This is a genomic window from Streptomyces sp. NPDC059010 (assembly GCF_042740355.1).
In the GTDB taxonomy this organism is placed as follows: Bacteria; Actinomycetota; Actinomycetes; order Streptomycetales; family Streptomycetaceae; genus Streptomyces.
Map to the genome: position 1 here is coordinate 192,898 of NZ_JBHYJA010000009.1, position 24,894 is coordinate 217,791.

16 protein-coding genes are annotated in these 24,894 nt (G+C 71.3%); 9 read left to right on the top strand and 7 right to left on the bottom strand.

What is annotated here, in order from left to right:
• Nucleotides 1-37 precede the first annotated feature (37 nt).
• Nucleotides 38-307: an alpha-amylase gene (locus ACFWYS_RS11985; protein ID WP_384766143.1), complete on the top strand. Its 270-nt coding sequence runs from the start codon at nt 38-40 to the stop codon at nt 305-307.
• Here the strand turns inward: ACFWYS_RS11985 and ACFWYS_RS11990 are convergent.
• The 5 genes from ACFWYS_RS11990 to ACFWYS_RS12010 all read right to left on the bottom strand — a co-directional run bounded on the left by ACFWYS_RS11990 (nt 288) and on the right by ACFWYS_RS12010 (nt 8,028).
• Nucleotides 288-749, bottom strand: a complete 462-nt coding sequence (locus ACFWYS_RS11990; protein WP_384766145.1) for a hypothetical protein — start codon at nt 747-749, stop codon at nt 288-290. The genes ACFWYS_RS11985 and ACFWYS_RS11990 overlap by 20 nt on opposite strands.
• A gap of 5 nt (nt 750-754) precedes the next feature.
• A complete protein-coding gene (locus ACFWYS_RS11995; RefSeq protein WP_384766147.1) occupies nt 755-3,838 on the bottom strand; it encodes a M36 family metallopeptidase in 3,084 nt (1,027 codons plus the stop codon).
• Nucleotides 3,839-4,100: 262 nt separating this feature from the next.
• Nucleotides 4,101-5,720 carry a right-handed parallel beta-helix repeat-containing protein gene (locus tag ACFWYS_RS12000; RefSeq protein ID WP_384766149.1) on the bottom strand — a complete coding sequence of 540 codons (1,620 nt, stop codon included), beginning with the start codon at nt 5,718-5,720 and terminating at the stop codon, nt 4,101-4,103.
• A 5-nt stretch (nt 5,721-5,725) separates the two neighbouring features.
• Nucleotides 5,726-6,688, bottom strand: coding sequence for a UDP-glucuronic acid decarboxylase family protein (locus ACFWYS_RS12005; RefSeq protein ID WP_384766150.1), 963 nt, complete (start codon nt 6,686-6,688; stop codon nt 5,726-5,728).
• Nucleotides 6,685-8,028 carry a UDP-glucose dehydrogenase family protein gene (locus ACFWYS_RS12010; protein ID WP_384766152.1) on the bottom strand — a complete coding sequence of 448 codons (1,344 nt, stop codon included), beginning with the start codon at nt 8,026-8,028 and terminating at the stop codon, nt 6,685-6,687. The genes ACFWYS_RS12005 and ACFWYS_RS12010 overlap by 4 nt, the downstream gene beginning before the upstream one ends.
• Nucleotides 8,029-8,268: 240 nt before the next feature.
• On the opposite strand from ACFWYS_RS12010, the gene ACFWYS_RS12015 reads away from it, so the two are divergent.
• The 6 genes from ACFWYS_RS12015 to ACFWYS_RS12040 all read left to right on the top strand — a co-directional run bounded on the left by ACFWYS_RS12015 (nt 8,269) and on the right by ACFWYS_RS12040 (nt 19,706).
• Complete coding sequence (locus ACFWYS_RS12015; protein ID WP_384766153.1) at nt 8,269-10,098, top strand: glycosyltransferase family 2 protein; 1,830 nt, start codon at nt 8,269-8,271, stop codon at nt 10,096-10,098.
• An 80-nt stretch (nt 10,099-10,178) separates the two neighbouring features.
• The gene (locus ACFWYS_RS12020) at nt 10,179-10,361 is read left to right on the top strand and encodes a hypothetical protein (protein WP_384766154.1); all 183 of its coding nucleotides are present in this window, start codon (nt 10,179-10,181) and stop codon (nt 10,359-10,361) included.
• A 94-nt stretch (nt 10,362-10,455) separates the two neighbouring features.
• A complete protein-coding gene (locus tag ACFWYS_RS12025; protein WP_384766156.1) occupies nt 10,456-12,366 on the top strand; it encodes a DUF2264 domain-containing protein in 1,911 nt (636 codons plus the stop codon).
• A 134-nt stretch (nt 12,367-12,500) separates the two neighbouring features.
• Nucleotides 12,501-13,133, top strand: coding sequence for a DedA family protein (locus ACFWYS_RS12030; protein ID WP_384766269.1), 633 nt, complete (start codon nt 12,501-12,503; stop codon nt 13,131-13,133).
• Between the two features lie 203 nt (nt 13,134-13,336).
• A complete protein-coding gene (locus ACFWYS_RS12035; protein ID WP_384766158.1) occupies nt 13,337-18,325 on the top strand; it encodes a family 43 glycosylhydrolase in 4,989 nt (1,662 codons plus the stop codon).
• 121 nt (nt 18,326-18,446) lie between these two features.
• Nucleotides 18,447-19,706 (top strand): cytochrome P450, encoded by a 1,260-nt coding sequence (locus tag ACFWYS_RS12040; RefSeq protein ID WP_384766161.1) that lies wholly within the window; start codon nt 18,447-18,449, stop codon nt 19,704-19,706.
• An 18-nt stretch (nt 19,707-19,724) separates the two neighbouring features.
• Here ACFWYS_RS12040 and ACFWYS_RS12045 read toward each other — a convergent pair whose 3' ends face one another.
• A complete protein-coding gene (locus ACFWYS_RS12045) occupies nt 19,725-22,868 on the bottom strand; it encodes an ATP-binding protein (RefSeq protein ID WP_384766164.1) in 3,144 nt (1,047 codons plus the stop codon).
• Between the two features lie 63 nt (nt 22,869-22,931).
• Here ACFWYS_RS12045 and ACFWYS_RS12050 point away from each other — a divergent pair, with 63 nt between their 5' ends.
• Nucleotides 22,932-23,309: a DUF779 domain-containing protein gene (locus ACFWYS_RS12050; RefSeq protein WP_384766166.1), complete on the top strand. Its 378-nt coding sequence runs from the start codon at nt 22,932-22,934 to the stop codon at nt 23,307-23,309.
• Between the two features lie 76 nt (nt 23,310-23,385).
• Entirely contained in the window at nt 23,386-24,624 is a 1,239-nt protein-coding gene (locus ACFWYS_RS12055; protein ID WP_384766169.1) for a phosphodiester glycosidase family protein, read from the top strand.
• 3 nt (nt 24,625-24,627) lie between these two features.
• Here the strand turns inward: ACFWYS_RS12055 and ACFWYS_RS12060 are convergent, their stop codons facing one another.
• The gene (locus ACFWYS_RS12060; protein ID WP_031485866.1) at nt 24,628-24,822 is read right to left on the bottom strand and encodes a hypothetical protein; all 195 of its coding nucleotides are present in this window, start codon (nt 24,820-24,822) and stop codon (nt 24,628-24,630) included.
• Between the last annotated feature and the right edge of the window lie 72 nt (nt 24,823-24,894).

Below are 24,894 nucleotides of genomic sequence, written 5' to 3' on the forward strand. Positions count from 1 at the left end.
GGCGCGGTTATTGCGTTCAACTCTCACCGCTCTTGCGGTGGTTCTGTTCGCAGCGACGACCGGCACGGCGGCGTATGCCGCACCACCCCAGGCTCCCGACTGTGTGCATCTGGCCGTGGACTGGCGTTACACCTACGTCAGCAACGACTGCTCCAGCGACTACACCCTGACGGTCGTCTACCTGGACGGAACCGAGGTCCCCTGCCGGACGGCGGCTCGCGGCACCCGGATCACCTTCCCAGGGCGGGGAACCCAGGGCAATGAGGTGCTGGGCGCCGTTCTGTGTCTCACCGAACCCGGAACGTGATCCGCACGGGCCGCGGACCCGGCGGCCCGGCCGTGTGCAGCACCGCCTTGCCCGGCTCAGCGGCACGGACGTCCCAGGCCCTGAAACCCGGATCGGTCTCGTAGTCGACCGGCACTAGGACGATCGCCGTGCCGTCGACCGTGGGGGTGACCTCCCGCCAACGGCCGGAGAACCGCAGCTGGGTGGTCTCGCCGACGGAGAGGGTGACAGTGCGGCCCGTGTCGTCCTGGGTGAGGACGTCCGGGGCGGGCGGCACGGGGGTGGCGGTCGGGGTCGCGGGAGTGGAAGTCGGGGTGGGGGTGGGAGTTTTCGCCGGGGATGTGACGGTGGGGGTGACGGAACGCGTGGGCGGAGCCGGGCTCCGCGGTTGCGGGTCGTCGGTGCACGCGGCCGCCGCCACCCCGAGGAGCAGGGCGACGGCGGCGCGCGGCAGAAGCGTCATCCGTGTCATACGAGTGGAATGTTGATGCAGGTGAGGATGGCCGCCTGGGCCTTGAGCTGATCAGTGGTGGCGTTGGGGTCGAGGCGTACCTTCTCGGCGTTCTGGACGGCCTCCAGGAACGGGGTGTCCGGCTTCAGGTCGCTGTCGGTGTCGACGAGCTCGTTCGGCTCGAAGGCTCCGCCTGCGAAGTTGAGCCAGGCGGCGAGCAGTTGGCGGTCCAGGGAACGCTTCGGATCCAGGAGCAGGTTGAGGAAGAGGACGTCCGCGGCCTTGCCCTGGGTGGACACGTCGACCTTCTCGGAGAACACCGCGCTCGCGTGCTGGACGATCTTCAGATAGCAGTCCAGCGTCTTCTTGCCGAGCCCGGTGAGGTCTCCGGTCAGGTATTTGACGTACCAGACGTCGGCGAGCAGCGACAGCGGCGCGTTGCCCTGGACGATGACGGGTACCCCGTCGGTCCCCGTACCGCCGTCGTCGTCGCGTGCCGTGAAGGACAGGTCGTACAGGCACGGCTTGGCGTACGTGTGGGCCTGGGCGTCCGTCAGGTCGCGCGGCTGGACGCTGGGGCTGCGGGCGGGGTCGGGGTCGGGCGGGTTGACGAGCGAGGTGGTCGTGGTGGCGGGTGTTCCGTCGCCCCACGCCCAGCTCATGGTCTCGTCGTCGCTGCCGGGGTCGGTGACCCGGGCGGTGTACCGCTTCTCCTCGCCCGCGTGGACGACGAGTGTCCGCCCGCCCGCGAGCTGCACGGCGCCGCTCTTGTCGAGGGCGGCGGTCGGGTCGACGTTGGCGACCGTGATCTCGGCGTCGCGGCAGGTGGTGGTGTCGTCGTCGCTGCCGCATACCTTCACGGTGAAGGTGCCGTTGTCGCCGAAGACGAGCTCGCGGCTGAAGGTGAGGGTGGCGTCGGGACGGTTGTTCTCCAGTTGTCCGGGCAGGGGGACGGGCTTGCCGTCGCCGGGGTCGATGGTGGCGGTGAGCGGGTCGAGCCAGCCCGGGTCGGTGACCGTGCCGGAGACGGTGAGCTTGCCGCCCTCCTCACGCGGGCCCTGGACGGTGAAGGTCACCGCGGGCGCCACGTTGGCGACGGTCACGGTCGCCGTGTCGGTGTCGGCGCCGGCGGCGTTGCCGACGCGCAGGCCGACGGTGTACGTGCCGTCCTGGCCGACCCGGTCGAAGAGCGGGCTGACGCCGGTCGCGTCGTCGTAGGCGCCGTCGCCGTCGAAGTCCCAGCTGTAGCTGCCGCCGCCACCGGGGACGGTGGAGCCGCTCGCGTCGAGCCGTACGTCGGTGCCCTCCTTGGTGGAGTACGGGCCGCCCGCGTCGGCGGTGGGCCGGCAGCTCGCCGGGTAGTCGGTCGCCGGGTTGGCCTGGTTCTGGCTCGGTGAGGTGGCGCTGGCGCCCATGCCGCGGCGGGCGAACACGCCCCACAGCAGGCACTGGTTGGCGCCGGCGTGGTCGGCTCGGTCGGCGGCGAGGATGCCGTCGCGGGCGTCAAGGAAGTCGGGCGAGGACGGCGTCAGCTTCATGCCGTCGACCATCAGCTGCTCGTGCCGCTGCTTTCCGGTGGCAGCGCCGTAGGCGCCGACCAGCGCGGTGCGCATGTCCCACATGACGGTGGCCCAGATCTCGCCGTCGTCGTGCACCTCGCAGGTGCCGCCGTCGCAGAGGTCGCCGTAGGTGAGGTCGCTGTCGTTGTAGGCGACACGGCGTACGCCGGTGGCCGAGCCGTTGTTGTACTCGCCGTACACCGGGTCGTTCCACAGCGAGGTGGCCACCGCGTCGCTCCAGCCCTCGCCGAGCGCGCCGGTCTGCTCGCCGTCGCCCATGTCGCCGCCGCCGACGAGGCGGTTGGACAGGCCGTGGCTGTACTCGTGGGCGATGGTGTCGCCGTTCATGGCCCGGTGGGTGTTGTGGTTGTTGCAGGAGGTGCGGCCGACGAAGAGGCGCATGGTGCCGTTCTGGCCGTCGTCGGGGGTGCTGAAGTTGGCGTTGCAGGCCGAGTCCCCACTGGCGTCGAAGTCGACGTAGACGTCGACACGGTCGCCGCCTGCGCCCCCGTTGCCGAGGTTGTCCTCCTGGAAGTTGCCCGACGCCTCGTCGAAGCCGAGTCCGTAGAGGTGGTCGTGCATACGGTTGGTGTAGTAGAAGGCCTGGGTGACGACCGCGTCCCGGTCCGTGGTGAGGTCGGTGCCGCCGCTGGTGCGGAAGGCGTCCGTGAACGTGTAGTTGAAATGCTGGTACGCCGGATCTCCGGCGGCCGGGGTCTGCGGCTGGTACCCGAGCGTCTCGTTGCCGTCGGGGTCCTGGGAGACCTCGGCGTTGTTGCCGGTGGTGACCCGGCCGCCGACCCAGGACCGGCCGAGGCCGGTGAAGGGGACGGTCGTCGCGCTGCCGAGGGTGGGATTCTGGGCGGTGAAGACCCGGCCCTCGGGGCCCTCGTTGCTGGTGCGGTCGGTGCGCAGCAGGACCGTGCCGTTCCCGGCGTCGACGACGGTGTCGTACAGATGGTTGTTGTCGGCGGTGAGCGTGGTCCGCCAGGCCGGGCGGGCGGTGCCGTCGGCGAGCGGGAAGGTGACCCTCGTGGCCGTGGCGGTGCCGGGCGGGGTGTCGGTGCCGACGGATGCCGCGGCCCGGTCCAGCGCGTCGCCCTTGTCGAGGGCGACCGTGCCGGTGGCCCTGGCGTCCGGGACGAGGGTGCCGGCGACGGTGAGGATACGGCCGGCCTTGTCGACGGCGATCGAGAGACGTGAGCCGTGGACGGGAACGCCCCGGTCGCTCTGACCGATGAAGACATGCCGTACGCCGTTGTGTTCGGTGCGGTACGACTTGACGACGGTGAGGGCGTCCAGCTCCGCGGCGGAGAGGCCGTAGAGGGCGGCGTTGTCGCGTATGTGATCCAGCGCGAGAGTGCGTGGGTCGGCGTTGCTGCTGCCGGTGAGGGCGTTGCGCCCCTGCGGGGTGAGCCGCTTCGGCGTACCGAACCGACTCCAGCGGACCGCCGTCCCGTCGAGCTCCTGCGCGGCCCGTAACTGCCCGGCCGTGGGCGCGACGCGCTTGTCGCCGCGTACGTCGATGTTCGGGTACGGCATGTCCCGCTGTTCCTGCGACGGCCTCTTCCGGGCCCCGGATTGCTCGCCGGCGGTGCCGGTCGCGGCCGACGGTGTGACCGTGACCGCCGGCAGTGCGAGCAGAACCGCCCCTATCAGCAGGGATCTTGCGCGCCTGGATAAGCGTGTGGCCGGCATTCCCTCTCCCCCGTCCGTTGGCATCCTGGATGCGGACGGGGGACACGGTACGTGCGCATGACAAGTCAGCGGAAGAGCGCGTGCGACGGCGCCGGGTAGGCGGTCGTCACGGCTGTGCCGCCCCCGTGTTCGGCGGTGTGGTGACCGGGCGCCCGAAGTAGTCGTCGGTGGTCTTGGGGGTGCCGAAGTGGGTCTGCAGGTCGAGGCCGGCGTGGGGGCAGTCGGGGATCAGGCGGCGGGCGTCGGAGGGGGAGGCGACGGCGGGGAGGCGGCCTGCGTCGAAGCAGGGGGAGGCGGTCGTGCCCGTGGGGCGGTTGTCCAGGCGTTCCTGGCCGGTGGCGTTGCGCCAGGTCGTGAGGTCGTAGTACAGGCGGTCGCCCCAACGTGCCGTCCATTGGCCCGTCGCGGCGTGGAACTGGTTGCCCTGGAAGAGGACCTGGCTCGTGGAGAGGTCCTCGTCCGCCACGACGAACGGGTACCCGTCGGAGACGAAGAGGTTGTTGCGGATCGTCACGCCGCTGTTGTACGGGCGCAGTCGTACGACGGTGCCGTCGCCCGCGGACGAGCGCCCCATCACCACGGTGTTCTGGTAGATCTGCAGATTCCCGATATGCGATCCGTTCACCGTCAGGGCGCCGTTGTGCGGCAGTTTGCGGCCGTCGTCGCTGCTGATGTTGTAGCGGATCACGTTGTCGCGGTGCGGGTGCTGCCAGCGGGAGAAGACGTAGTAGCCGCCGCCGTCGTTCTCGAACGACAGGTTGTACTGGACGGTCGAGTCGAACACGCTCGTGTCGAGGCCGAATCCGGCGCCGTCCGTTCTCGTGCCGGTGTGGTTGCGGTAGGCGAGGCTGTGCTCGATCAGCACGCCTCTGGAGTCCCACGCCCAGATGCCCGCGGGCCCGTAGTAGGCGTTGGCCGGGGCGCGGCTGCCGTTGTCGTGCGCGCTGGAGTCGCGCACGGTGGCGTCGCGCACGCCGCCGAGGACGATGCCGCTGCCGGTGGGGCGGTAGACGGCGTCGGGGTCGCCGGCGTTGTCGTACGCCTGGACGTCCTGGATGTCGATGTTCTCGTGCGCGTAGGCGGGGCGGGCGGGGACGAAGTCCGGCCCGTAGGTGAGCAGTCCCGCGTCCTGGTTTCCGTGCAGTTCCGCACGGCGGACCGTCACGTCGGCGAAGCCGGTGCCCGCGTGGGTGGAGCCGACCCCGATGCCGACCTGGAAGCCGGAGGCGTCGATGTCGGAGACGGTCACGTGGCGCAGCCGCCCGTCGCCGGAGCTGTCGTGGTAGAGGTTGACGCCCGCCTGGTCGGAGCGCGCCGTGCCGCGGCCGCGCAGGACGAGGTCGCTGATCTCGACGCCTGCCGTGTTGTGCACGGAGATGCCTGCGGAGTCGGTGGCGACGATCGTCGCACGGCCGCTGCCGTAGGAGCCGAGGACCACCGGCTGTTCGGCGCTCCCGGCCTCATCGCCGCTGACCGTGATCGTGCCGGTGAAGCGGTCCCCGCCCGCGAGCAGGAGCCGGTCACCCGGACGCAGTTGCGCCCGTTCGGCGCGGGCCAGGGACCGCCAGGCATCGTCCTTCGAGGTCCCCTGTGCGGAGTCGTCGCCCTGGGCACTGACGTAGTACGTCCTGGCCGACGGGGACCCGTAGTGGGGTACCGCGGTGCAGCCGGCGACCAGGACCAGGGCGACCGCGGTCGCGGACGTGAGGGTGCGGGCGCGCCACATGGGGATCAGCTCGCCAACGGCTGCCTGAGCCGTCCCCCGCCGAGGACCTTGAGGAACCAGTCGACGGTACGGCGCAGCCCTTCCTCCAGTTCGATCTCGGGCGCCCACCGGAGGAGTTCATGGGCACGGGAGATGTCCGGGCAGCGGCGTGCGGGGTCGTCGACGGGCAGTCGTCGGTGGTCGAGACGGGAGGCGGAGCCGGTGACCGCCAGCACCAGCGCGGCCAGTTCGCGGACGGTGAACTCGGTGGGGTTGCCCAGGTTGACCGGCCCGGCGTGATGGCTGTCGAGCATGGCGATCAGGCCGCGGACCAGGTCGTCCACGTAGCAGAAGCTGCGGGTCTGGCTGCCGTCGCCGTAGATGGTGAGCGGGGAGCCGGCCAGCGCCTGGCGGACGAAGGTGGAGACGACACGTCCGTCGTGCGGGCGCATCCGGGGACCGTAGGTGTTGAAGATCCGTACGATGCCCGTGTCGACGCCGAGTGTGCGGCGGTGCGCGACGGTGAGGGCCTCGGCATAGCGCTTGGCTTCGTCGTAGACGCTGCGCGGCCCCACCGGATTGACGTTGCCCCAGTAGCCTTCGGGCTGCGGATGCACCTGTGGGTCGCCGTAGACCTCACTGGTGGAGGTCAGCAGGAAGCGGGCACCCTGCCGGCGGGCCAGCAGCAGCGCGTTCTTGGTGCCGTGGCTGCCCGCGGTCAGGGTTTCCAGCGGCAGTCGGTCGTAGTCGGGCGGTGAGGCCGGGCTCGCGAGGTGGGCGACCGCGTCCACGCGGCCCGGCACGGTGAAGGCGTGGGTGACGTCGGCGCGCACGAGGTTGAACCGGGCGTGGCCGAGCAGGTGGATCACGTTGACGGGTTCGCCGGTGCAGTGGTTGTCCAGGCACCAGACCGTGTCGCCGCGGCGCAGCAACACCTCGCACAGATGGGATCCGAGGAAGCCGCTGCCGCCGGTCACCACGACCCTCATGACACACCGTCCATGGCGAGGTCCGCCTCGTCCCGCTGCGGACGGCCCAGTGCGTGCAGGTCCCAGCCCGCCGCTCGCCAGGACTCCTCGTCCAGGGCGTTGCGCGCGTCCAGCAGCAGTGGGCGGCGTACCACGGCGGCGAGGGCGGCGGGGTCGAGGCGCCCGTAGTCGGGCCAGGCCGTCAGATGCAGCACGAGGTCGGCTTCCTCGCACGCCTTGTGCACATCGAGCGCATAGCCGAGGCCGGGTCGGGCGGCGCGTGCCGAGTCCAGCGCCTCGGGGTCGTGGACCCGGACCTGGGCGCCCTCGTCCTGCATCGCCTCCGCGACGGCGAGCGCCGGTGAGTCGCGTACGTCGTCGCTGCCGGGCTTGAAGGAGGCGCCGAGTACACCGATCCGACGGCCGCTGAAGTCTCCGTCGACCAGCTTGCGTGCCAGCTCCACGGTGCGGACCCGCTGGCGGGTGTTGATCCGGTCGACCTCGTTCAGCAGGGCTGCGATCTCGTTCGCGCCCAGTTCCTCGGCGCGGGCCGTGAAGGCGCGGATGTCCTTCGGCAGGCAGCTGCCGCCGAAGCCGAGCCCCGGTGCCAGGAAGCGCGGACCGATGCGGGAGTCGGCGCCGATGGCGCGGGCCAGCAGCGTGACGTCCGCCCCGGCGGCCTCGCAGACCTCGGACATCGCATTGATGAACGAGATCTTGGCGGCGAGGAAGGAGTTCGACGCGACCTTCACCAATTCCGCGGTGGCCGGGTCGGTGCGGAAGTAGGGCGCCCCGGCACGCAGCATGGGCCCGTACACCCGGCGCAGCACCGCGTCGGCGCGCTCGGAGGTGACGCCGACGACGATCCGCTCCGGGTGCATGGTGTCGTGGACGGCCGAACCCTCGCGCAGGAACTCCGGGTTCCAGGCGACCTGGCAGTCGCTCGCCGCCGCGGCGACGCGCCGGCCGAGCCGGGCGGCGGTGCCGACGGGGACCGTCGACTTGCCGACGATCAGGCTCCCCGGACGCAGATGCGGTACGAGACCGTCCACGACGGCGTCGACATGGCGCAGGTCGGCCGCCTTGCCGTCGGGACGCTGCGGAGTACCCACGCAGACGAAGTGGGTCCTGGCGAACCGGGCGCCCTGCGCCAGCGAGGTGGTGAAGCGCAGGCGCCCCGAGCGGACGGTCCGCGTGAGCAGTTCGCTCAGACCGGGTTCGTGAACGGGAGCACGGCCCGCGGACAGGGAAGCGATCCGCTCTGCGTCGATGTCGATGCCGAGCACCTCGTGGCCGATGTCCGCCATACAGGCGGCATGCACCGTGCCCACATATCCGGTTCCGATGACGGTCAGTCGCATGGCGTGGCTCCTTCGTACTCGGCCGGAATCCATAGATCCTTATGTGTATGTTTACGTCGTATACAGCCACTCTGCACCTGTCGTTTCGCGACGTCAAGCGGGGAGGGCTTGCACCCGGACAAAAGGCGTGTACGGTGTAAACATACGACGCAAATGCGCGTTCACCACCGGCCGGTGGAATTCCCCGGAATTCACCGATCGCAATGCCGGTATTCCCGCGCACAAGCTGGGACGGACCTGATGAAGAACCTAAAGATCGACGAGCAGGAACGGCGGAACCTCGAACTCCAGCTCAGGGATCTCTCGGACGGCAACGTCGGCCGGATCACGCCGCACGGACCGCTCTTCGCCCGGCCGCCGCGATCCCTGCGGGCCGCCCGGAGCACCTTCGTGGCCACCCTCTCCCGCCGCGACCGAGCGACCATGGCCGGCATCGCCGCCCTGTGGGCGGGAGCCTTCGCCTGGTTCTGGCAGTGGTGGCTGGAGCCGGCACATCTGGTGTCCTGGGCGGGGATGATCATCACGAGTGTGCTGCTCTTCTACCTGTCCACCCAGGCGTGCTATTTCCTCCTCGCCGTGGCCCGGCTGCCCCGTGTGCGACCGTCACTGCGGATTCCGAGAGTGCGGCTGGCCATCGCGGTGACACGCGCGCCTTCCGAGCCCTGGACCATGGCACGGCGCACGCTGGAGGCGATGAAGGCACAGGAATTCCCCTACGCGTACGACGTATGGCTGTGCGACGAGGATCCGTACCCGGAGATCCAGGAGTGGTGCGCGAGCCACGGAGTCCGGATCTCGACGCGGAAAGGGGTGCCGGAGTACAACCGGAGCAGTTGGCCGCGCCGCACCAAATGCAAAGAGGGCAACCTCGCCTATTTCTACGATCACTGGGGCTACTGGCTGTACGACGTCGTCGTCCAACTCGACTGCGACCACGAGCCGTCCCCGAACTATCTGACGGAAGTGGTGCGACCCTTCTCGGACGAGGCCATCGGCTATGTCGCGGCACCGAGCATCTGTGACGCCAACGCCCGCACATCATGGGCTGCACGCGGCCGCCTGTACCGGGAAGCCCCCTTCCACGGGCCTTTCCAGCTCGGGCACGCCAATCGCCTCGCCCCCGTCTGCATCGGGTCGCACTACGGAGTGCGCACCCGGGCCCTGCGCGACATCGGCGGCCTGGGGCCCGATCTGGCCGAGGACTTCACCACGTCCTTCCTCTTCAACTCCGCGGGCTGGCAGGGCGCGTTCGCCATCGACGCGGAGGCGCACGGGCTCGGCCCCATGACGTTCGCGGACATGGTGACGCAGGAATACCAGTGGTCGCGCAGTCTCGTGGCGATGATGTTCGGAATGATCCCGCGCCACATGCACCGGCTGCCCATGCGGCTGCGTATCCGATTCGCGATCGTGCTGATCTACTACCCGCTCCTGGCGCTCGCCGCGATCGTCGGGTTGGTACTGCCCGCGGTGGCGGCCGTGACCGGCAGTGTATGGGTCAGCGTCAACTACCTTGCCTTCCTTGCCAATTTCTTCGCCATGGGCGCCTGCATGGTTCTGCTGCTGCTGTTGCTGCGACGCCGAGGTCTGTTGCGTCCGCATACGGCACCGGTCGTCAGCTGGGAGCTGTGGCTCTTCACGCTGGCCCGGTGGCCGTGGGTGGCGTGGGGCGTGCTGGGAGCCATCGTGCAGGAGACGTTCCGCCGGCCGATCTACTTCAAGGTGACCCCCAAGGACCGCAGCGGTTCGGAGGTGCTGCCGAAGCGGCTGGTCCTGCCGTACGGAGTGATCGTGGCGATCCTTTCGGGAGCAGCCCTCGTCGGCGAGATGACCGGCCCGGCGGTCGGCTACGTCTTCCTCTGCATCATGGGCGCCTGCGCCTACGCGGTGGTCGGCATCGCCGTATCCGTCCTGCATGTCATGGAGGCCGCCAAGGCGGCGGGAACCCGCCTGCGCTCCGCCATGATCACGGCCCGCACGCCCCTGCTCCTGGCGCTGGCACCACTGCTCCCCCTCGGCCTGGCCATCTCCGTCTTCCCCGCCTACGTCGTTGCGGCTCTCGGCTGGTGAGACCGCGCAGGAGAATTGTCACGTTCTTCGACAGGCCCGCGGAGCGTCTTCTGGGCCTGTCGGAGGGATTGCTCGGCCGTGTGCTGTGGGATGCCGGTGCCATGGAGCGGCTCCTCGACGAACACCCCGATCTGGACGCGGTGTTCGTGGCCTCGGACGCCATGGCGACCGCCGCGCTGCGGGTCCTGCCGACGGAGCTGGTGATCAGGGACTCCGCCTCAAGGACTCCACCTGACGGACGCCAACTGACGGACGCCGGCTGAGAGACTCCGACCGAAGGACTCAGGCTCAAGGAATCCCACCCGCACCGCCCGAAGGAAACCGACCCCGTAGTCCCGAGAGAGCGGCCTTTCCGGCATGACGACCGATCTGGATCTCCCGCCCGACGACCACACCACCAGCCCGCGCACCGGCTACACCCGAGCCCACTGGGAGGCGGCGGCCGACGGTCTGCTGGCGGCCGCGTGGCGCTGGGCCACCCCGAACGGCGCACTGCTCGACCTGCCCGGCCGCCCCTCGTCGTCCGGGGTCCGCTCCGACGGGCTGGAGGGATACGCCCGGACCTTCCTGGCCGCCGCCTTCCGGGTCGCCGGAGCCGCCGGAGCGGACCCGCACGGCTGGCTGGGACGGTACGCGGACGGCCTGGCCGCGGGCACCCGCACCCCCGGCCGCGACGACGCCGAGTCCTGGCCGCTCATCCGGGACATCCACATCCAGGGACAGCCGATGGTGGAGTCCGCCTCCGTGGCGCTCGGACTGCAGCTGACCCGGCCCTGGCTGTGGGACCGGCTGGAGCCGGCGGTACGGGAGCGCACCGAGCACTGGCTCCGCGACGCGCTGCGCCACACGCCCTCGCCCAACAACTGGTACCTGTTCCCCTTCACGGTCGCCTCCTTCCTGGAAGCGGTCGGCCGCGGGGACGAGGAGACGCGTCGCGCCCGCCACCAGGCGCTGGAGCTGCTGGAGGGCTGGTACCGCGGCCGGGGCTGGTACACGGACGGCGACGGCCTGGCCTTCGACCACTACAACGGCTGGGCCCTGCACCTGTACCCGATGCTCCAGGCCCACCTCACCCAGGACACCGAGCTGACCACGGTGTACGGCCCCCGGCTGCGCGCCCACCTGGAGAGCCTCGCCCTGCTCTTCGCCGCCGACGGCGCCCCGGTCCACTTCGGCCGCTCCCTGACCTACCGCTTCGCAGCCTCCTCCGCGATAGCCCTGGGTGCCGTGACGGGCCACACTCCCCTGCCGCCGGGGACGTCACGCCGCCTGGCCAGCGGCTGCCTCCGGTACTTCCTCGACCGCGGCGCGCTCGACTCGTACGGCCTGCTGAGCCTCGGCTGGCACGGCCCGCACCGGCCCACCGTGCAGCCGTACTCGGGCCCCGCCTCCCCCTACTGGGCCTCCAAGGCGTTCGTGGCGCTGCTCGCCGACGCCGAGCACCCGCTGTGGACGGCGACCGAGACCCCGGCACCAAGCGAGGACCGCGACCGGATCCTGGCCCTGCCCGCCACCGGCCTGCTGATCCACAGCACGGCGGCCGACGGTGTCGTACGCCTGCACAACCACGGCAGCGACCACGTCCGCCCCGAGGAGGGCGAGTCGGCCGCCGCCGAGGACCCGCTCTACGCCCGCCACGCCTACTCCACCCACACCGGTCCGACGGGCCGTGGCAATCCGGCCGACAACCATCTCGCGATCACCCTGGGTTCCGTGCGCAGCGTGCGGCGCCGCATCCATCCGGTGGGGGCCGGCGGCGACACGGTGTGGGGCTGGGCCGCGTCCTGGCACCAGCCGGTCTTCCGCGCCGGTCCGCCGCTGGTCCCGGGGCTGCGGGTGGTGAGCGTGACGGTCGTACGCGGCCCGTACGAAGTGCGCGTCCACCGGGTGTGCGGAGGCCCGCACGGCGCGCGGGCCGAACAGACCGGATGGGCGACGGGCCCGGACCGGTGCCCCGACTCCCAGCTCCACCCACTGCTGGGCTGGACCGACCGGGACACGGTCCGCGCACCCCAGGGCACGGCGTTCACCCCCTGGGCGTCGATGCCACGCCTGACCGCGGACGCCACCGGCACACACATCTTCGCGGCCGTCGCCACGCTCACCACCGAGCCGCCCGCCGTTCCCGCGTCCGAGGCCGTCACCGAAGCGACCGTCGCGGACTCGGCGCTCCGTCTGCGCTGGTACGACGGGGCCGTCACCCGTGTCGCCTTCACCTCCGGAACCGGAGTGACGTGCTCTTGGAACGCCGATCAGGCGGCACCGTAGGCGATCCGCACGAAAGCGCCCTCAGCAGTGCCGTGGGACACCGCCGGGACAGGCGCGCACGTCCCGTCCACGCGATGCTTGATGGTGGGCCACGGATGGGGGCCACCGGCGAGGACGGTCGGGAGGTGATGGCGATGATCGCCGTCAACCCGATGGACGGCGCCTCGGTGCTGGCGGCCTTCGGTGCCCTCGGCGTCCTCGTGGTGATCTTCGCGGAGTCGGGTCTGCTCGTCGTCGGCTTCTTCCTGCCCGGCGACACCCTGCTCCTCCCGGCCGGTGTGCTGTGCGCGGGGACCGCCGAGCAGGCGCCCCGGCTGGTGCTGTGGCAGGTGCTGCTGTGCGCGGCCGTCGGCGCGGTGGCGGGCGCCCAGGTCGGGTTCCTGATCGGGCGGCACGGCGGGCGGACGCTGCTGGCCCGCACCGAGAGACCCCGCGTACGGGAGACCGCGGTACGGGCGGAGCGGCTCCTGGCCCGCTACGGCTACGGCAAGGCCCTGGTGATCGGCCGGTTCATCCCGATGGTGCGGACGGTTCTGCATCCGGCCGCCGGTGCGCTCGGTGTTCCGACCCGGAGCTTCACGGTCTGGCAGATCGTCGGCGGCCTGCTCTGGTCGCAGAGCCTCGTCCTGGCCGGGTACACCCTCGGGGCGTCCGTCCCCGACATCAACGACTATCTGCTGCCGATGATCGCCCTCGTCGTCGTGGTCTCGCTGCTGCCCCTGCTGCCCGTACTGACCGAGTCCCGCCGCGCGCGACGCGATCGCTGACCGGCTCGCCCGCACTCATCCGTCCCTGGAACAGAAGGAAGTTGAAGGACCGGGACGTTCATGTTCGACCTGTCGGACATCGTTCGAAAACCCTTGACGCTGCCCCACAGCCCGGCTGACACTCTCGCAACACGACGTCACACAGCCGAAACGGCAGGGTGCCCACGGCCGAGGCCCCGCCATGCCTCAGCAGGGAACTCCACATGCCGTACATCGCACGCGTCCGTGTTCGCGCGAGACGCCTGGCGGGCCGCCTCGCCGGGCTGACCGTCGCGTCGCTGCTGCTGGGGCTCGCCGCCCCGGCCCTTCCCGCACAAGCCGCCGACTCGGCCGACACGGCCACCGCGGCGGAGGTCACCGACGGTCTCGCCCTCTGGTACAAGCTCGACGCCGCCTCCGGCAGCACCGTCACCGACGCCTCGGGCAACGGCCGGGACGCGACCGTGAACGGCACCGCCGACTGGTCGGGCACCGGTCAGGGGCTCGCCTTCAACGGCTCCGACACCTACCTCAAGGTGCCGGACGACGTCATGAAGGGTATGAACTCGATCTCCGTCTCGCTGGACGTGCTGGTCGACTCCGCCCAGTCCACGCCGTACTTCATCTACGGCTTCGGCAACTCCAGCGGCGGCAACGGCAACGGCTATCTGTTCACGACCGGCAACTCCCTGCGCACCTCCATCGCGACCGGAAACTGGTCGACCGAGCAGACCACCAGGCCCGCCGACTCCCACAACCTCACCCGCTCGGTCTGGAAGCACCTCACCTACACCCAGACCGGCACCACGGGCGTGCTGTACGAGGACGGCGTCGAGGCCGGCCGCAACACGTCCGTCTCCATCACGCCCGGCGCCATCGGCTCCGGCGCCACCACCGCCAACTACATCGGCAAGTCGGTCTACTCCGGCGACAAGCTCTTCAAGGGCCGGATCCGCGACTTCCGGGTATACGACCGAGCCCTCACCGGCTCCGAGGTCGAGCAACTCGCCCTCCCCGTCGCCACGCAGGGCGTCGCCGACGACAAGGCCGCGCTGAGCCTCGGTGACACGACCGCGGTCACGGCCGACCTCGACCTGCCGAAGACCGGCACGGCCGGCGGCTCCGCCATCGGCTGGGCCAGCGACAACCCCGGCGCCGTGTCCGACACCGGCAAGGTGACCCGCCCCGCCGCCGGTCAGCCCGACGCGCACGCCAGACTCACGGCGACCCTGAAGAAGGGCACCGTGACCGACACCAGGACGTTCGACGTCACGGTGCTCCCCGCCTTCGACGACCGCACCGCCACCGAACAGGCCGCCCAGGCCCTCACCGTCCACAACCTCGACGACGCCCGCGGCAACCTCACCCTCCCGGCGACCGGCTCCTACGGCACGGACGTCACCTGGTCCTCCGCGGACCCGGACGTCATCACCGCCGGCGGCGTGGTCCACCGCCCCGCGCACGGCGCCGGTGACACCACGGCCGAGCTGACCGCCACCGTCACCAAGGGCGAGGCGAGGACGACCCGCGTCTTCACCGCCAAGGTGCCCGAACTACCGAAGCAGGAAGCCCTCAAGGGCTATATGTTCAGCTACTTCACCGGCGAGGGCACGGCCGACGGCGAGCAGCTCTACGCCGCGCTCAGCAAGGGCAACGACCCTTTGAAGTGGCGGGAGTTGAACGACGGCAAGCCCGTCCTGACCTCCACGCTCGGCGAGAAGGGCCTGCGCGACCCGTTCATCATCCGCTCCCCGGAGGGCGACAAGTTCTACCAGATCGCCACCGACCTCAGGATCTACGGCAACGGCGACTGGGACCGCTCGCAGCGCACCGGCAGCAAGTCCATCATGGTGTGGGAGTCCACCGACCTCGTCCACTGGACGAACCAGCGGCTGGTGAAGGTCTCCCCCGACAGCGCGGGCAACACCTGGGCGCCGGAGGCGTTCTACGACGCGCAGCGCGGTGAGTACGTCGTCTTCTGGGCGTCGAAGCTGTACGACAACGAGGCGCACTCCGGCGACACGTACAACCGCATGATGTACGCGACGACCCGCGACTTCTACACCTTCAGCGAGCCCAAGGTCTGGATCGACCGCGGCTACTCCGTCATCGACTCCACGATGATCCAGCACGACGGGACGTACTTCCGCCTCTCCAAGGACGAGCGGAACAACTCCTCCTCCACCCCCAACAGCAAGTTCATCTTCGAGGAGAAGAGCGACTCGATCCTCGCCCCGTCCTGGACGGCGGTCGCGGAGGGCATCGGCAAGGGCGCGATGAGCGCCGCCGAGGGACCGCTGGTGTTCAAGTCGAACACCGAGGACAAGTGGTACGCGTTCCTGGACGAGTTCGGCGGGCGCGGCTACCTCCCCTTCGAGACGACCGACCTGGCCTCCGGCACCTGGACCCCGTCCACCGGCTACGACCTCCCGGCCAAGCCCCGCCACGGCACCGTGCTCCCGGTCACCCAGGCCGAGTACGACCGCCTGCTGCGCGCCTACCAGCCGGACCAGCTGGTGCAGAGCGTCGAGGACACCGAGGTGAAGACCGGCATCGGTCAGGCCCCCGTCCTGCCCGCCACCGTGATCGCCACGTACGCGGACGGCGTCAAGCGTCCCGTCTCCGTCAGCTGGGAGGACGTCCCCGCGTCGAAGTACGCCCAGGCCGGCACCTTCACCGTGACCGGCAGCCTGCCCGACGGCACCGCGCTACCGGTCCGCGCCGAGGTCACCGTGTCGGAGGCGGGCGCCGACGTCCCGGCCGACCTGCTCCTGCGGTACGACTTCGACGAGACGGGCGGCAACATCGCCCGTGACTCCAGTGGCCACGGCTACCACGGCACCTACGCCCGTACGCCGGACTTCGGCACCGGCGTCGAGGGCGGCTCGTTCAAGATGTCCGGCGACTCGACCTCGCCGTATGTGAAGATCCCGAACGGCGTGCTGAAGAACGCCGACAGCGTGACCGTCTCGACGTACGCCAAGTGGAAGGGCGGCGACAACTTCCAGTGGCTGTTCGGGCTCGGGCCCGACAGCGACAAGTACCTCTTCGCCACGCCCTCCAACGGCGGCTCCAGCCTCTACTCGGCCATCACGAAGGCCAGTTGGTCGGCGGAGTCGAAGCTGACGGCGGGCTCACGGCTCACGCCGGGCGAGTGGCGGCACGTCACCGTCACCCTCGACGGCTCCACCGGTGCGATGGTCCTCTACGTCGACGGCATCGAGGCGGCCCGCACGACGACCACCATCAAGCCGTCCGAGCTGTACGACGCCAACAAGGACTACTCCGGCTACATCGGCCGGTCCCTTTACTCGGCCGACCCGTACTTCGGCGGCGAGGTCGACGACTTCCGCGTCTACGACCGGGCCCTCACGACCGCCGAGATCATGGAGCTCAGCGGCAACACGGCGGGCATCGCGAAGGCGACGCACCCGGCGCTGAAGGTCGACGCCCTCATCGACAACGCGAACAGCCGGATCACCCTGCCGATGAAGGAGGGCACCGATCTCACCGCCCTCGCCCCGGAATTCACCCTCGCCCACGGCGCGGCGATCAGCCCCGCCTCCGGCAGTGCGCGGGACTTCAGCAAGCCGGTGACGTACGAGGTGACCGGCTCCGACGGCAAGAAGCGCACCTGGACCGTCTCGGCGCTCATCATGCGCAGCCCCGTCCTGCCGGGTCTCAACGCCGACCCGAACATCGTCCGCTTCGGCGACACCTACTACCTGTACCCGACCACCGACGGCTTCGAGGGCTGGAGTGGCACGCAGTTCAAGGCGTACTCCTCCACCGACCTGGTCCACTGGAAGGACCACGGCGTCATCCTGGACCTCGGTCCGGACGTCTCCTGGGCGGACAGCAGGGCCTGGGCGCCGACGATCGCCGAGAAGGACGGGAAGTACTACTTCTACTTCTGCGCCGACGCCAACATCGGGGTCGCGGTGTCCGACTCGCCGACCGGCCCGTTCAAGGACGCGCTGGGCGAACCGCTGCTCAAGGCGGGCCAGTTCAGCGGCCAGATGATCGACCCGGCGGTCTTCACCGACGACGACGGTCAGTCGTATCTGTACTGGGGCAACGGGCACGCGTACGTGGCGCCCCTGAACGCCGACATGACGTCCATCGACACCTCGAAGGTCAAGGACATCACCCCGAGCGGCTACAACGAGGGCTCCTTCGTCATCAAGCGCAAGGGCACCTACTACTTCATGTGGTCGGAGAACGACACCCGCGACGAGAACTACCGCGTCGCCTACGCCACCGGCCCCTCCCCGACCGGCCCGTGGACCAAGCACGGCGTGATCCTGGAGAAGGACCTCTCCCTCGGCATCAAGGGGCCGGGCCACCACTCGGTGGTGTACGTCCCGAAGACGGACGAGTGGTACGTCGCCTACCACCGGTTCGCCATCCCCGGCGGTGACGGCACCCATCGTGAAACGACCGTCGACAAGCTGGAGTTCGACGCCGACGGCCTGCTCAAGAAGGTCGTCCCGACCTTGACGGGCATCGACCCGATCGTCAACCGGAGCCCGGCGATCGCCTCGGCCACGGGCCCGACGGCACCCTTGGCGGCCGGCCACCGCGCCACCGTCACGGCCGAGTTCCGGGACGCCGACGTCGGTGACACCCACACCTGCCGGGTCGACTGGAAGGACGGCACCGAGCCGGCCGCGGGCACGGTCGAGGACGGCATCTGCCGGGCCGAGCACACCTACGCCGAGGCAGGCATCCACCGCCCGGTCGTCACCGTCACCGACAACGACGACGCCTCGGACCGCACCACCCTCCCCGAGCTGATCGTCTTCGACCGTGCCGCCGGACCCGCGCTCGGCACCGGCGTGTTCGCCTCCCCGCCCGGCGCCTACCCGGCGAAGCCGGCCCTGACCGGCAAGGCGGTCTTCGCCTTCGCCGCCGCGTACGCCAAGGGGGCCACCGTCCCCACCGGGAAGGCCACCCTCGACTTCGGGCCGGCCAGACTGAAGTTCCGCTCGACCGGCTCCGACTGGCTCGTGGTCACCGGCACCCAGGCCGTCCACCAGGGCTCCGGCACGGTGAACGGCAGCGGCGGCTACGGCTTCCGGATCACCGCGACCGACGGACCGGACACCTTCCGTATCCGCATCTGGAAGAAGTCCACCGGTGACGTCGTCTACGACAACACCGGCGGCGCACGGACGACGGGCGTGATCGAGATCGGCAACGACCGGCGCTGACACCCACGTGCCCTGGACCGGCCCCGCCCGCCCGCGGACCGGTCCAGGGCACGCGCATGTCCGCCACCCCTGAAACCGCTCTGAAGCCGCGCCGATGCCGGGCTCCCGCAGGCTCCGGGGCATGAACACACCACGGCAGTGCCCCGTCACGACCACCGCCCCCGACGCCCTCCACCTCACCCCCGAACTCGTCGAGAACCCCGTCGGCGCCTATGCCGAGCTGCGTGCCCGTCCGGGGCTCGGCCATGTGGTCCTGCCCGGCCTGGACACGCCCGTGCGGCTCGTCACCCGGCACGAGGAGGTGAAGGCCGCGCTGAGCGAACCGCGTCTGGTCCGGGACCGTTCGGCGATCGCCGACTCCGACCTGCCGGACCCGCAGGCCGAGCTGCTGGCGCAGGGCTTCGAGGGGCTCCCCGAGGAGTACGTCCCGTATCTGTCGGGGCACCTGGCGCTGTTCGACGGCGACGAGCACACCCGGCGCCGCTCCCCTCTGACCCGCGCCTTCACCGCCCGTCGGGTGTCCGCGCTGCGGCCCTTCGTGGCGGCGACCGCACGGGAGCTGATCAGCGCGCTGGCCGAGCGTGAAGAGGCGGACCTGCTGGGCGAGTTCGCCTATCCGCTGAGCACGGCGGTGATCTGCGAGCTGGTCGGCGTCGACGCCGCCGACCAGGACCGGGTGTGCGGATGGATCCGGGACTTCGCGTACGGCGACGGCAGCCGGGTCGTGGAAGGGCTCGGCGGTGTCGTGCGGTACACGAAGGAGCTGGTGGCACGGCGTCGCGCCGAGCCCGCGGACGATCTGGTGTCGGCGCTGCTGGCGGACGGCGGCATGACCGACGACGAGATCGTCACCATGTTCTTCCTGCTGATCAACACCGGCATCACCCCGCCCGCCCTGTTCCTGGCGCACGCCGTGCTCGCCCTCCTCGACCACCCCGGCCAGCTGGCGCGGCTGCGCGCCGAACCGGAGCTGCTCGGCCGGGCGGTGCCCGAACTCCTGCGGTACGTCACGCTGGTGCGCATGGGCGCCACGCTGTACGCCGCCGAGGACTTCGTGTTCGCCGGCACCCCGCTGCGGAGGGGCGAGGCGGTGACGATCGCCCTGTTCGGCGCCGACCACGACCCGGCCGCCTACGACGCCCCCGAACGCCTCGATGTGACAAGGGAGTTCGGCCGCGGCGACGGTCATCTCGCCTTCGGGCACGGCCCGCACTACTGCATCGGCGCGGCCCTCGGCCGACTCGTCACGGGCGTCGTCTTCGACGAGCTGCTGGTGCGGCGGACCACGGCGCCGGAACTGGCGGTGGACCGCGCCGAGGTGCGGTTCGGGCACTGGCCCGGCGACGGCTTCCACCTGCTAAGCCTGCCCGTCAGGCTGTGAACCTGCCGATGCCGCCCGTCAGGCCGTGATGGCGCCGCGCACCAGGCCGAGGGCGGCCTCGCGCAGTCCGTCCCCGTCCAGGGCGGCGTACATGGACACCGCGTCCTCGTACGCCGCCCTGTCGGCCTTCTCGGCGTCCTCGCGGGTCCGGGCCGAGGACATCGTCGGCTGGAAGTTGCGCAGGGCGCGGAACCGTTCGGCGAGGGCGGTCAGCCGGGCCCCTCGCTCGCCCTCGCCGTCCGCCAGGGCGACCGCTCCGAGGGCGAGCAGCAGCGCGCCGCACACCGGGAAGTCGACGCTCATGTGGTGGGGCGCCCGGGTGCCGGTCAGCAGGGTGGTGAGCCGGTCGGGCAGCGCCGCGGCGAGGGGGGCGACGAGGTGGGTGCGGCCGTGCCGGGCGTGTGCGGTCAGGGCGACCGACTGGAGTTCCAGCACCCAGCCCTCCATGAGGAGTCGGTCACCGTGGACGGGGGCCGCGGTGTGGTCGAGCCGCTGGACGGCCCGGCGCCACAGGCCGAGCCCCGTGTCGATGTCGCCGCGCGCGAGGGCGATCTCGGCGCGGGCGCCCAGGTCGGGTGCGAAGGGGTCCTGGCCGGCGCCCTCCGGGGCGTGCCGCAGCGCCTGCTCCAGCCAGTGCTCGGCGGCGTCGACGTCGCCCGTCTGGAGGTTGGCGAGCATCATGCCCCAGCGCAGCCCGACCATGTCGCTCCACTCGCCGTAGCCCTCCAGTGCGTCGAGCGCGGCCCGCGCGTGGACGAGGGCCTCGGCGCCGCGTTCCGTCTCCAGGCACAGTTCGGCCAGGCGGGAGGCGGGCCAGATCCTGAGCAGCGGGATGTCCCGGTCGCCGAGCGCGGCCACGGTCCGGCGGGCGGCGTCCAGCGCCCGCTCCGTGTCGCGCTCGCCCTCCCAGACGTAGCCGGCCACCCAGTTGGCGACGCCGGCCAGCAGGGGTGCGTCGCTGTCGCACAGGGCGTCGAGGGCCTCGTGGTCACCGAGTACGTCGGGCAAGGCGCACAGCACCGTCGCCATCGCGCGGACCAGGGTGTCCGGCTCCGCGGGCGGCAGCCGTCGCAGGGTGACGAGGGTGCGGACGGCGCCGGAGCCCACGCCGAAGATGATGCAGGCGGTCGTCAGGGCGGCCGCGCTGCGGGCCGGTTCGACGTGGGCGGGCCCGGGCCGGTAGTGGGAGAGCAGGGCGGCGGTGTCCTCGGTGAGGGCCAGCAGGCGGGTGTGGTTGGCCTCGGTGATCCACAGACCGGCGAGGACGGCGGTGACCGGGGCGACGGTGTCGGCGTCGGCCCGGGCCAGCGCGAGCCGCAGCGCCTGGACGAGGTTGTCCTGCTCGGCGCGGATGAGCTGCCAGGACCGGAAGGGCTCGGTGCCGAAGACCGCGTCGTGGTGGGCGACGCCGAAGACCGCCGCCCAGCGCAGGAACCGCTCGGTGACCGCCGCGTCCTCACCGGCCCGCTCCCGGTGGGCGGCGGCGAACTCCCGTACCGTCTCCAGCATCCGGAAGCGGGTGCCGTACGGGGTGTCGGTCACCTTGAGCAGCGACTGGTCGACGAGGTCCGCCAGGACGTCCAGTACGTCGTGGCCGCCGACGAGGTGCTCGGCGGCCTCCGCGGTGAAGCCGCCGGGGAGGACCGACAGGGCCCTCAGCGCGGCCTGCCCCTCCGGTTCGAGGAGGTTCCAGCTCCAGTCGACCACGGCGTGCAGGGTGCGGTGGCGCTGCGGTGCGTCCCGGGGCCCGCCGCGCAGCAGGGCGAACCGGTCCTCCAGTCGGCGGGCCATCTCGGCGACCGACATCACCCGTACCCGGGCGGCGGCGAGCTCGGTGGCGAGCGGCAGCCCGTCGAGACGGCGGCACAGGTCCGCCACCGCGTCGGCGGGCAGTTCGACGTCGGGGCGGGCGGCCCGGGCCCGCTGCACGAACAGCTCGACGGTGGTCGCGGCGTCCAGCTCGGGCAGCGGGTGGACGGCCTCGGAGGTCAGGCCGAGCGGGGCGCGGCTGGTGGTGAGGACGCTGACGTTGCGGGTCATCGACACCAGGGCCCGCGCCAGGTCGGCTACGCCGGAGACGACCTGCTCGCAGTTGTCCAGGACGAGCAGCGCGGGCCCGGGACCGAGGGCGCCGACGATGCCGGCGAGCGGCCCGGCCTCGCCGGCCGGGGACCGCAGGCTCTCGCCGACGCCGAGCGCGGAGGCGACCTCGCCCGCGACGTCGGCGTCCCGGCCGACCCCGGCGAGCGGCACCAGATGGACGATCCGGTGCTCGGCGTCCCGCGCGACGGCACCGGCGAGGCGGGTCTTGCCGAGGCCGCCCGGCCCGACGATGGAGGTGACCCGGGAGCTGTGGATCAGCCGGGTCACGGCGGCGACGTCGGCCTCCCGCCCGAGCAGCGGGTTCGGCTCGTGCGGCACCCCGCGCCGCACCACGGGCGCCTGTCCGCGCAGCAGCTCCTGGTGCAGCTCCTGAAGGGCGGGCCCCGGGTCGGTGCCGAGCTCGTCACGCAGCCGACGACGGTAGGTGTCGTACGCCGCCAGCGCGGCGGCCGCTCCGGCGGTGGCCGCCTGACAGCGCATCAGCTCCAGCAGCGGTTCCTCGTCCAGCGGATGGGCGGCCACGAGCTCGCCGAGCGGCCCCACCGCCTCCTCCCGGCGCCCCGAACGGGCCAGCGAGAGCGCCCGCAGCCGTATCAACTCCCGCTGTACGGAGGCGAGTTCGAGACGCAGGCCAGCCACGGGATCGTCCAGGAGTGCCCCTTCCACCGGACCGCCGTCCCACAGCGCGAGACCGGTGTCGGCCTCGGCGAGCGCGCCGTGATGGTCCCCGGCCCGCGCCTTCTCCGCGCACGCGGCGGCGTGCAGTTGGAGCGCCCAGGCGTCGACCTGGTCCTCGCGCAGGGCGATCCGGTAGCCGGTGGGCGTGCTCGCGATGGTCTCGCCGCCCAGCAGCGACCGGGCCCGCGAGACCAGGATCTGCAGGGCCTTGGTCGGGTTCTCGGGCTGCTCGTCCGGCCACAGCCCGGCCACCAGCCGCCCGGTGCCGCATCCCGCCCGCGGCTCCCCGGCCAGCAGCGCCAGCAGGGCGCGCAGCCGGGGCGCGGTGATCTCCTTGCCCCGGTGGGCGACGGACGTCAGCAGCGTCAACTCGATGGTCACCCGAGCAGGTTAGTCAGAACGGGTGCAACCCTCTCGCAACGTTCCCTGTGCTGCCCTTGCCCCATGGATGAGGAGATCTCGCCGTACGAGGAGACACCGCGCGTCGAACTCACCCCCGCGGCCGCCGATCTGCTGCGCCGTCTGCGTGCGACACACGGCCCGTTGATGTTCCACCAGTCCGGCGGCTGCTGCGACGGCAGCGCGCCGATGTGCTACCCGGAGGGCGAGTTCCGCACGGGCGGCTCGGACGTGCTGCTCGCGGAACTGGATGTCGAGGGGGTGGCGGAGCCGGTGACGTTCTGGATGTCGCGCAGTCAGTACCAGGCGTGGAGCCACACCCGGCTGATCGTCGACGTGGTCGAGGGCCGGGGCAGCGGCTTCTCGCTGGAGGCACCCGAGGGGGTGCGTTTCCTCACCCGTTCGCGGGTCGTCGGCGCCTAGCAACCCCGCGGGTCATCGCCGTCTGGTGCAATCCCCCTGAGCCCTGGGACATTTGACGAGACTTCAGGGGGGAACTGTGACGCGTCGTCGGAAACGGTTCGGAGCGGGCAGAGCGGCACTCACGCTGCTCACGGCACTCAGTGCGCTGGCCGGTACGGCCCTGGTGGGGGCGGCACCGGCCGGCGCCGTGCCGGGGCCCGGCACGATCGCGCCGGGTGTCCGGTACGAGGAGTTCGACATCGCGGCGGCGAGGGGCCCGGCACACGCCCATGTCCTCACCGTCGACCTGCGCGATCCGCGCGTACGCCTCGATCTGCTGTACCCGGGGGCGGTGGCGGCGCGGGCGGCCATCTCGCAGCAGGCCACCGCGCAGGGGGCCGTGGCGGGGGTGAACGGCGACTTCTTCAACATCTCCGAGACCCAGCACCCGGGCGTGGAGGCGACCGGCGCGAGCGTGGGACCGGCGATCGCACGCGGCCGGACACTGAAGGCGGCGGTACCGGACGGCCAGCGTTTCGGCCCGGCGCTGCCGCCCGGCACGAGCACCCAGGACGTGTTCGGCGTGGGCCTCGACCGCCGGGCGCGGCTGGACGGACTGAGCCTGGCCGGTTCGGTCCGTACACCCGAGGGGCGGCTGCCGCTGCGCGGGCTCAACCAGTACGCGCTGCCGGTGGACTCGATCGGGGCGTTCACGCCCGAGTGGGGCAGTGTCTCCCGGGTGCGCGCGACCTGCGGCACGGACACGGACCGGGCGGCCCCGTGCAGCACCGACACCTTCGAGGTCACGGTCAGCCACGGCCGGGTCGTGTCGACCGCCGACCGCCCCGGGAGCGGGCCGATCGCGCCGGGCACCACCGTCCTGGTGGGCCGGGAGGCGGGCGCGCAGCAGTTGCGGAAGTTCTACGCGGGCGAGCCGGTGCGGGTACGGCACCGGCTGGTGGCGTCGGGGGCACGGATCCCGTACCGCTTCGCTCTCGGCGGCTACCCGGTGCTCGACGACGGTCAGCCGCTGCCGGGCCTGGACAACAGGACCTCGGCGGTGCGTACCGCGGTGGGCATCGCGGACGGTGGACGGCGGGTGGTGCTGCTCGCGCTGGACGGTGCGGCCGCGTACCGCACCGGACTGACCATCGCGGAGGTGGCGTCCGTCATGCGGGAGCTGGGCTCGGTGGACGCCTTCAGTCTGGACGGCGGCGGTTCGTCGACCCTGGTCGCCCGCGCGCCCGGAGACGCGGCGGTCTCCGTACGGAACCATCCGTCCGACGGACGGGAACGCCCCGTCCCCAACGGCATCGGAGTCTTCTCGACTCCCTGACGGTCACGGTCTGAGGCTGCTGACGATGTCCGCGGTGGCCGTCAGACCGCTGTGAATGGTGGGCGCCATGCTGGTGCTGGCCAGGTAGAAGCCGAGCAGCAGGCACACGATCGCATGGGTGATCTTCAGTCCGCCGTTGCGGACGAAGATCACCGCCAGCACGAACAAGAGCAACACCACTGAGATGGAAATGGCCATCGTCAACCTCCTCCGCCACGCCGACTTGCCCGGTTCACGGCGTTCGGCCGCAAGTGTGGCGTAGCGGAGGGT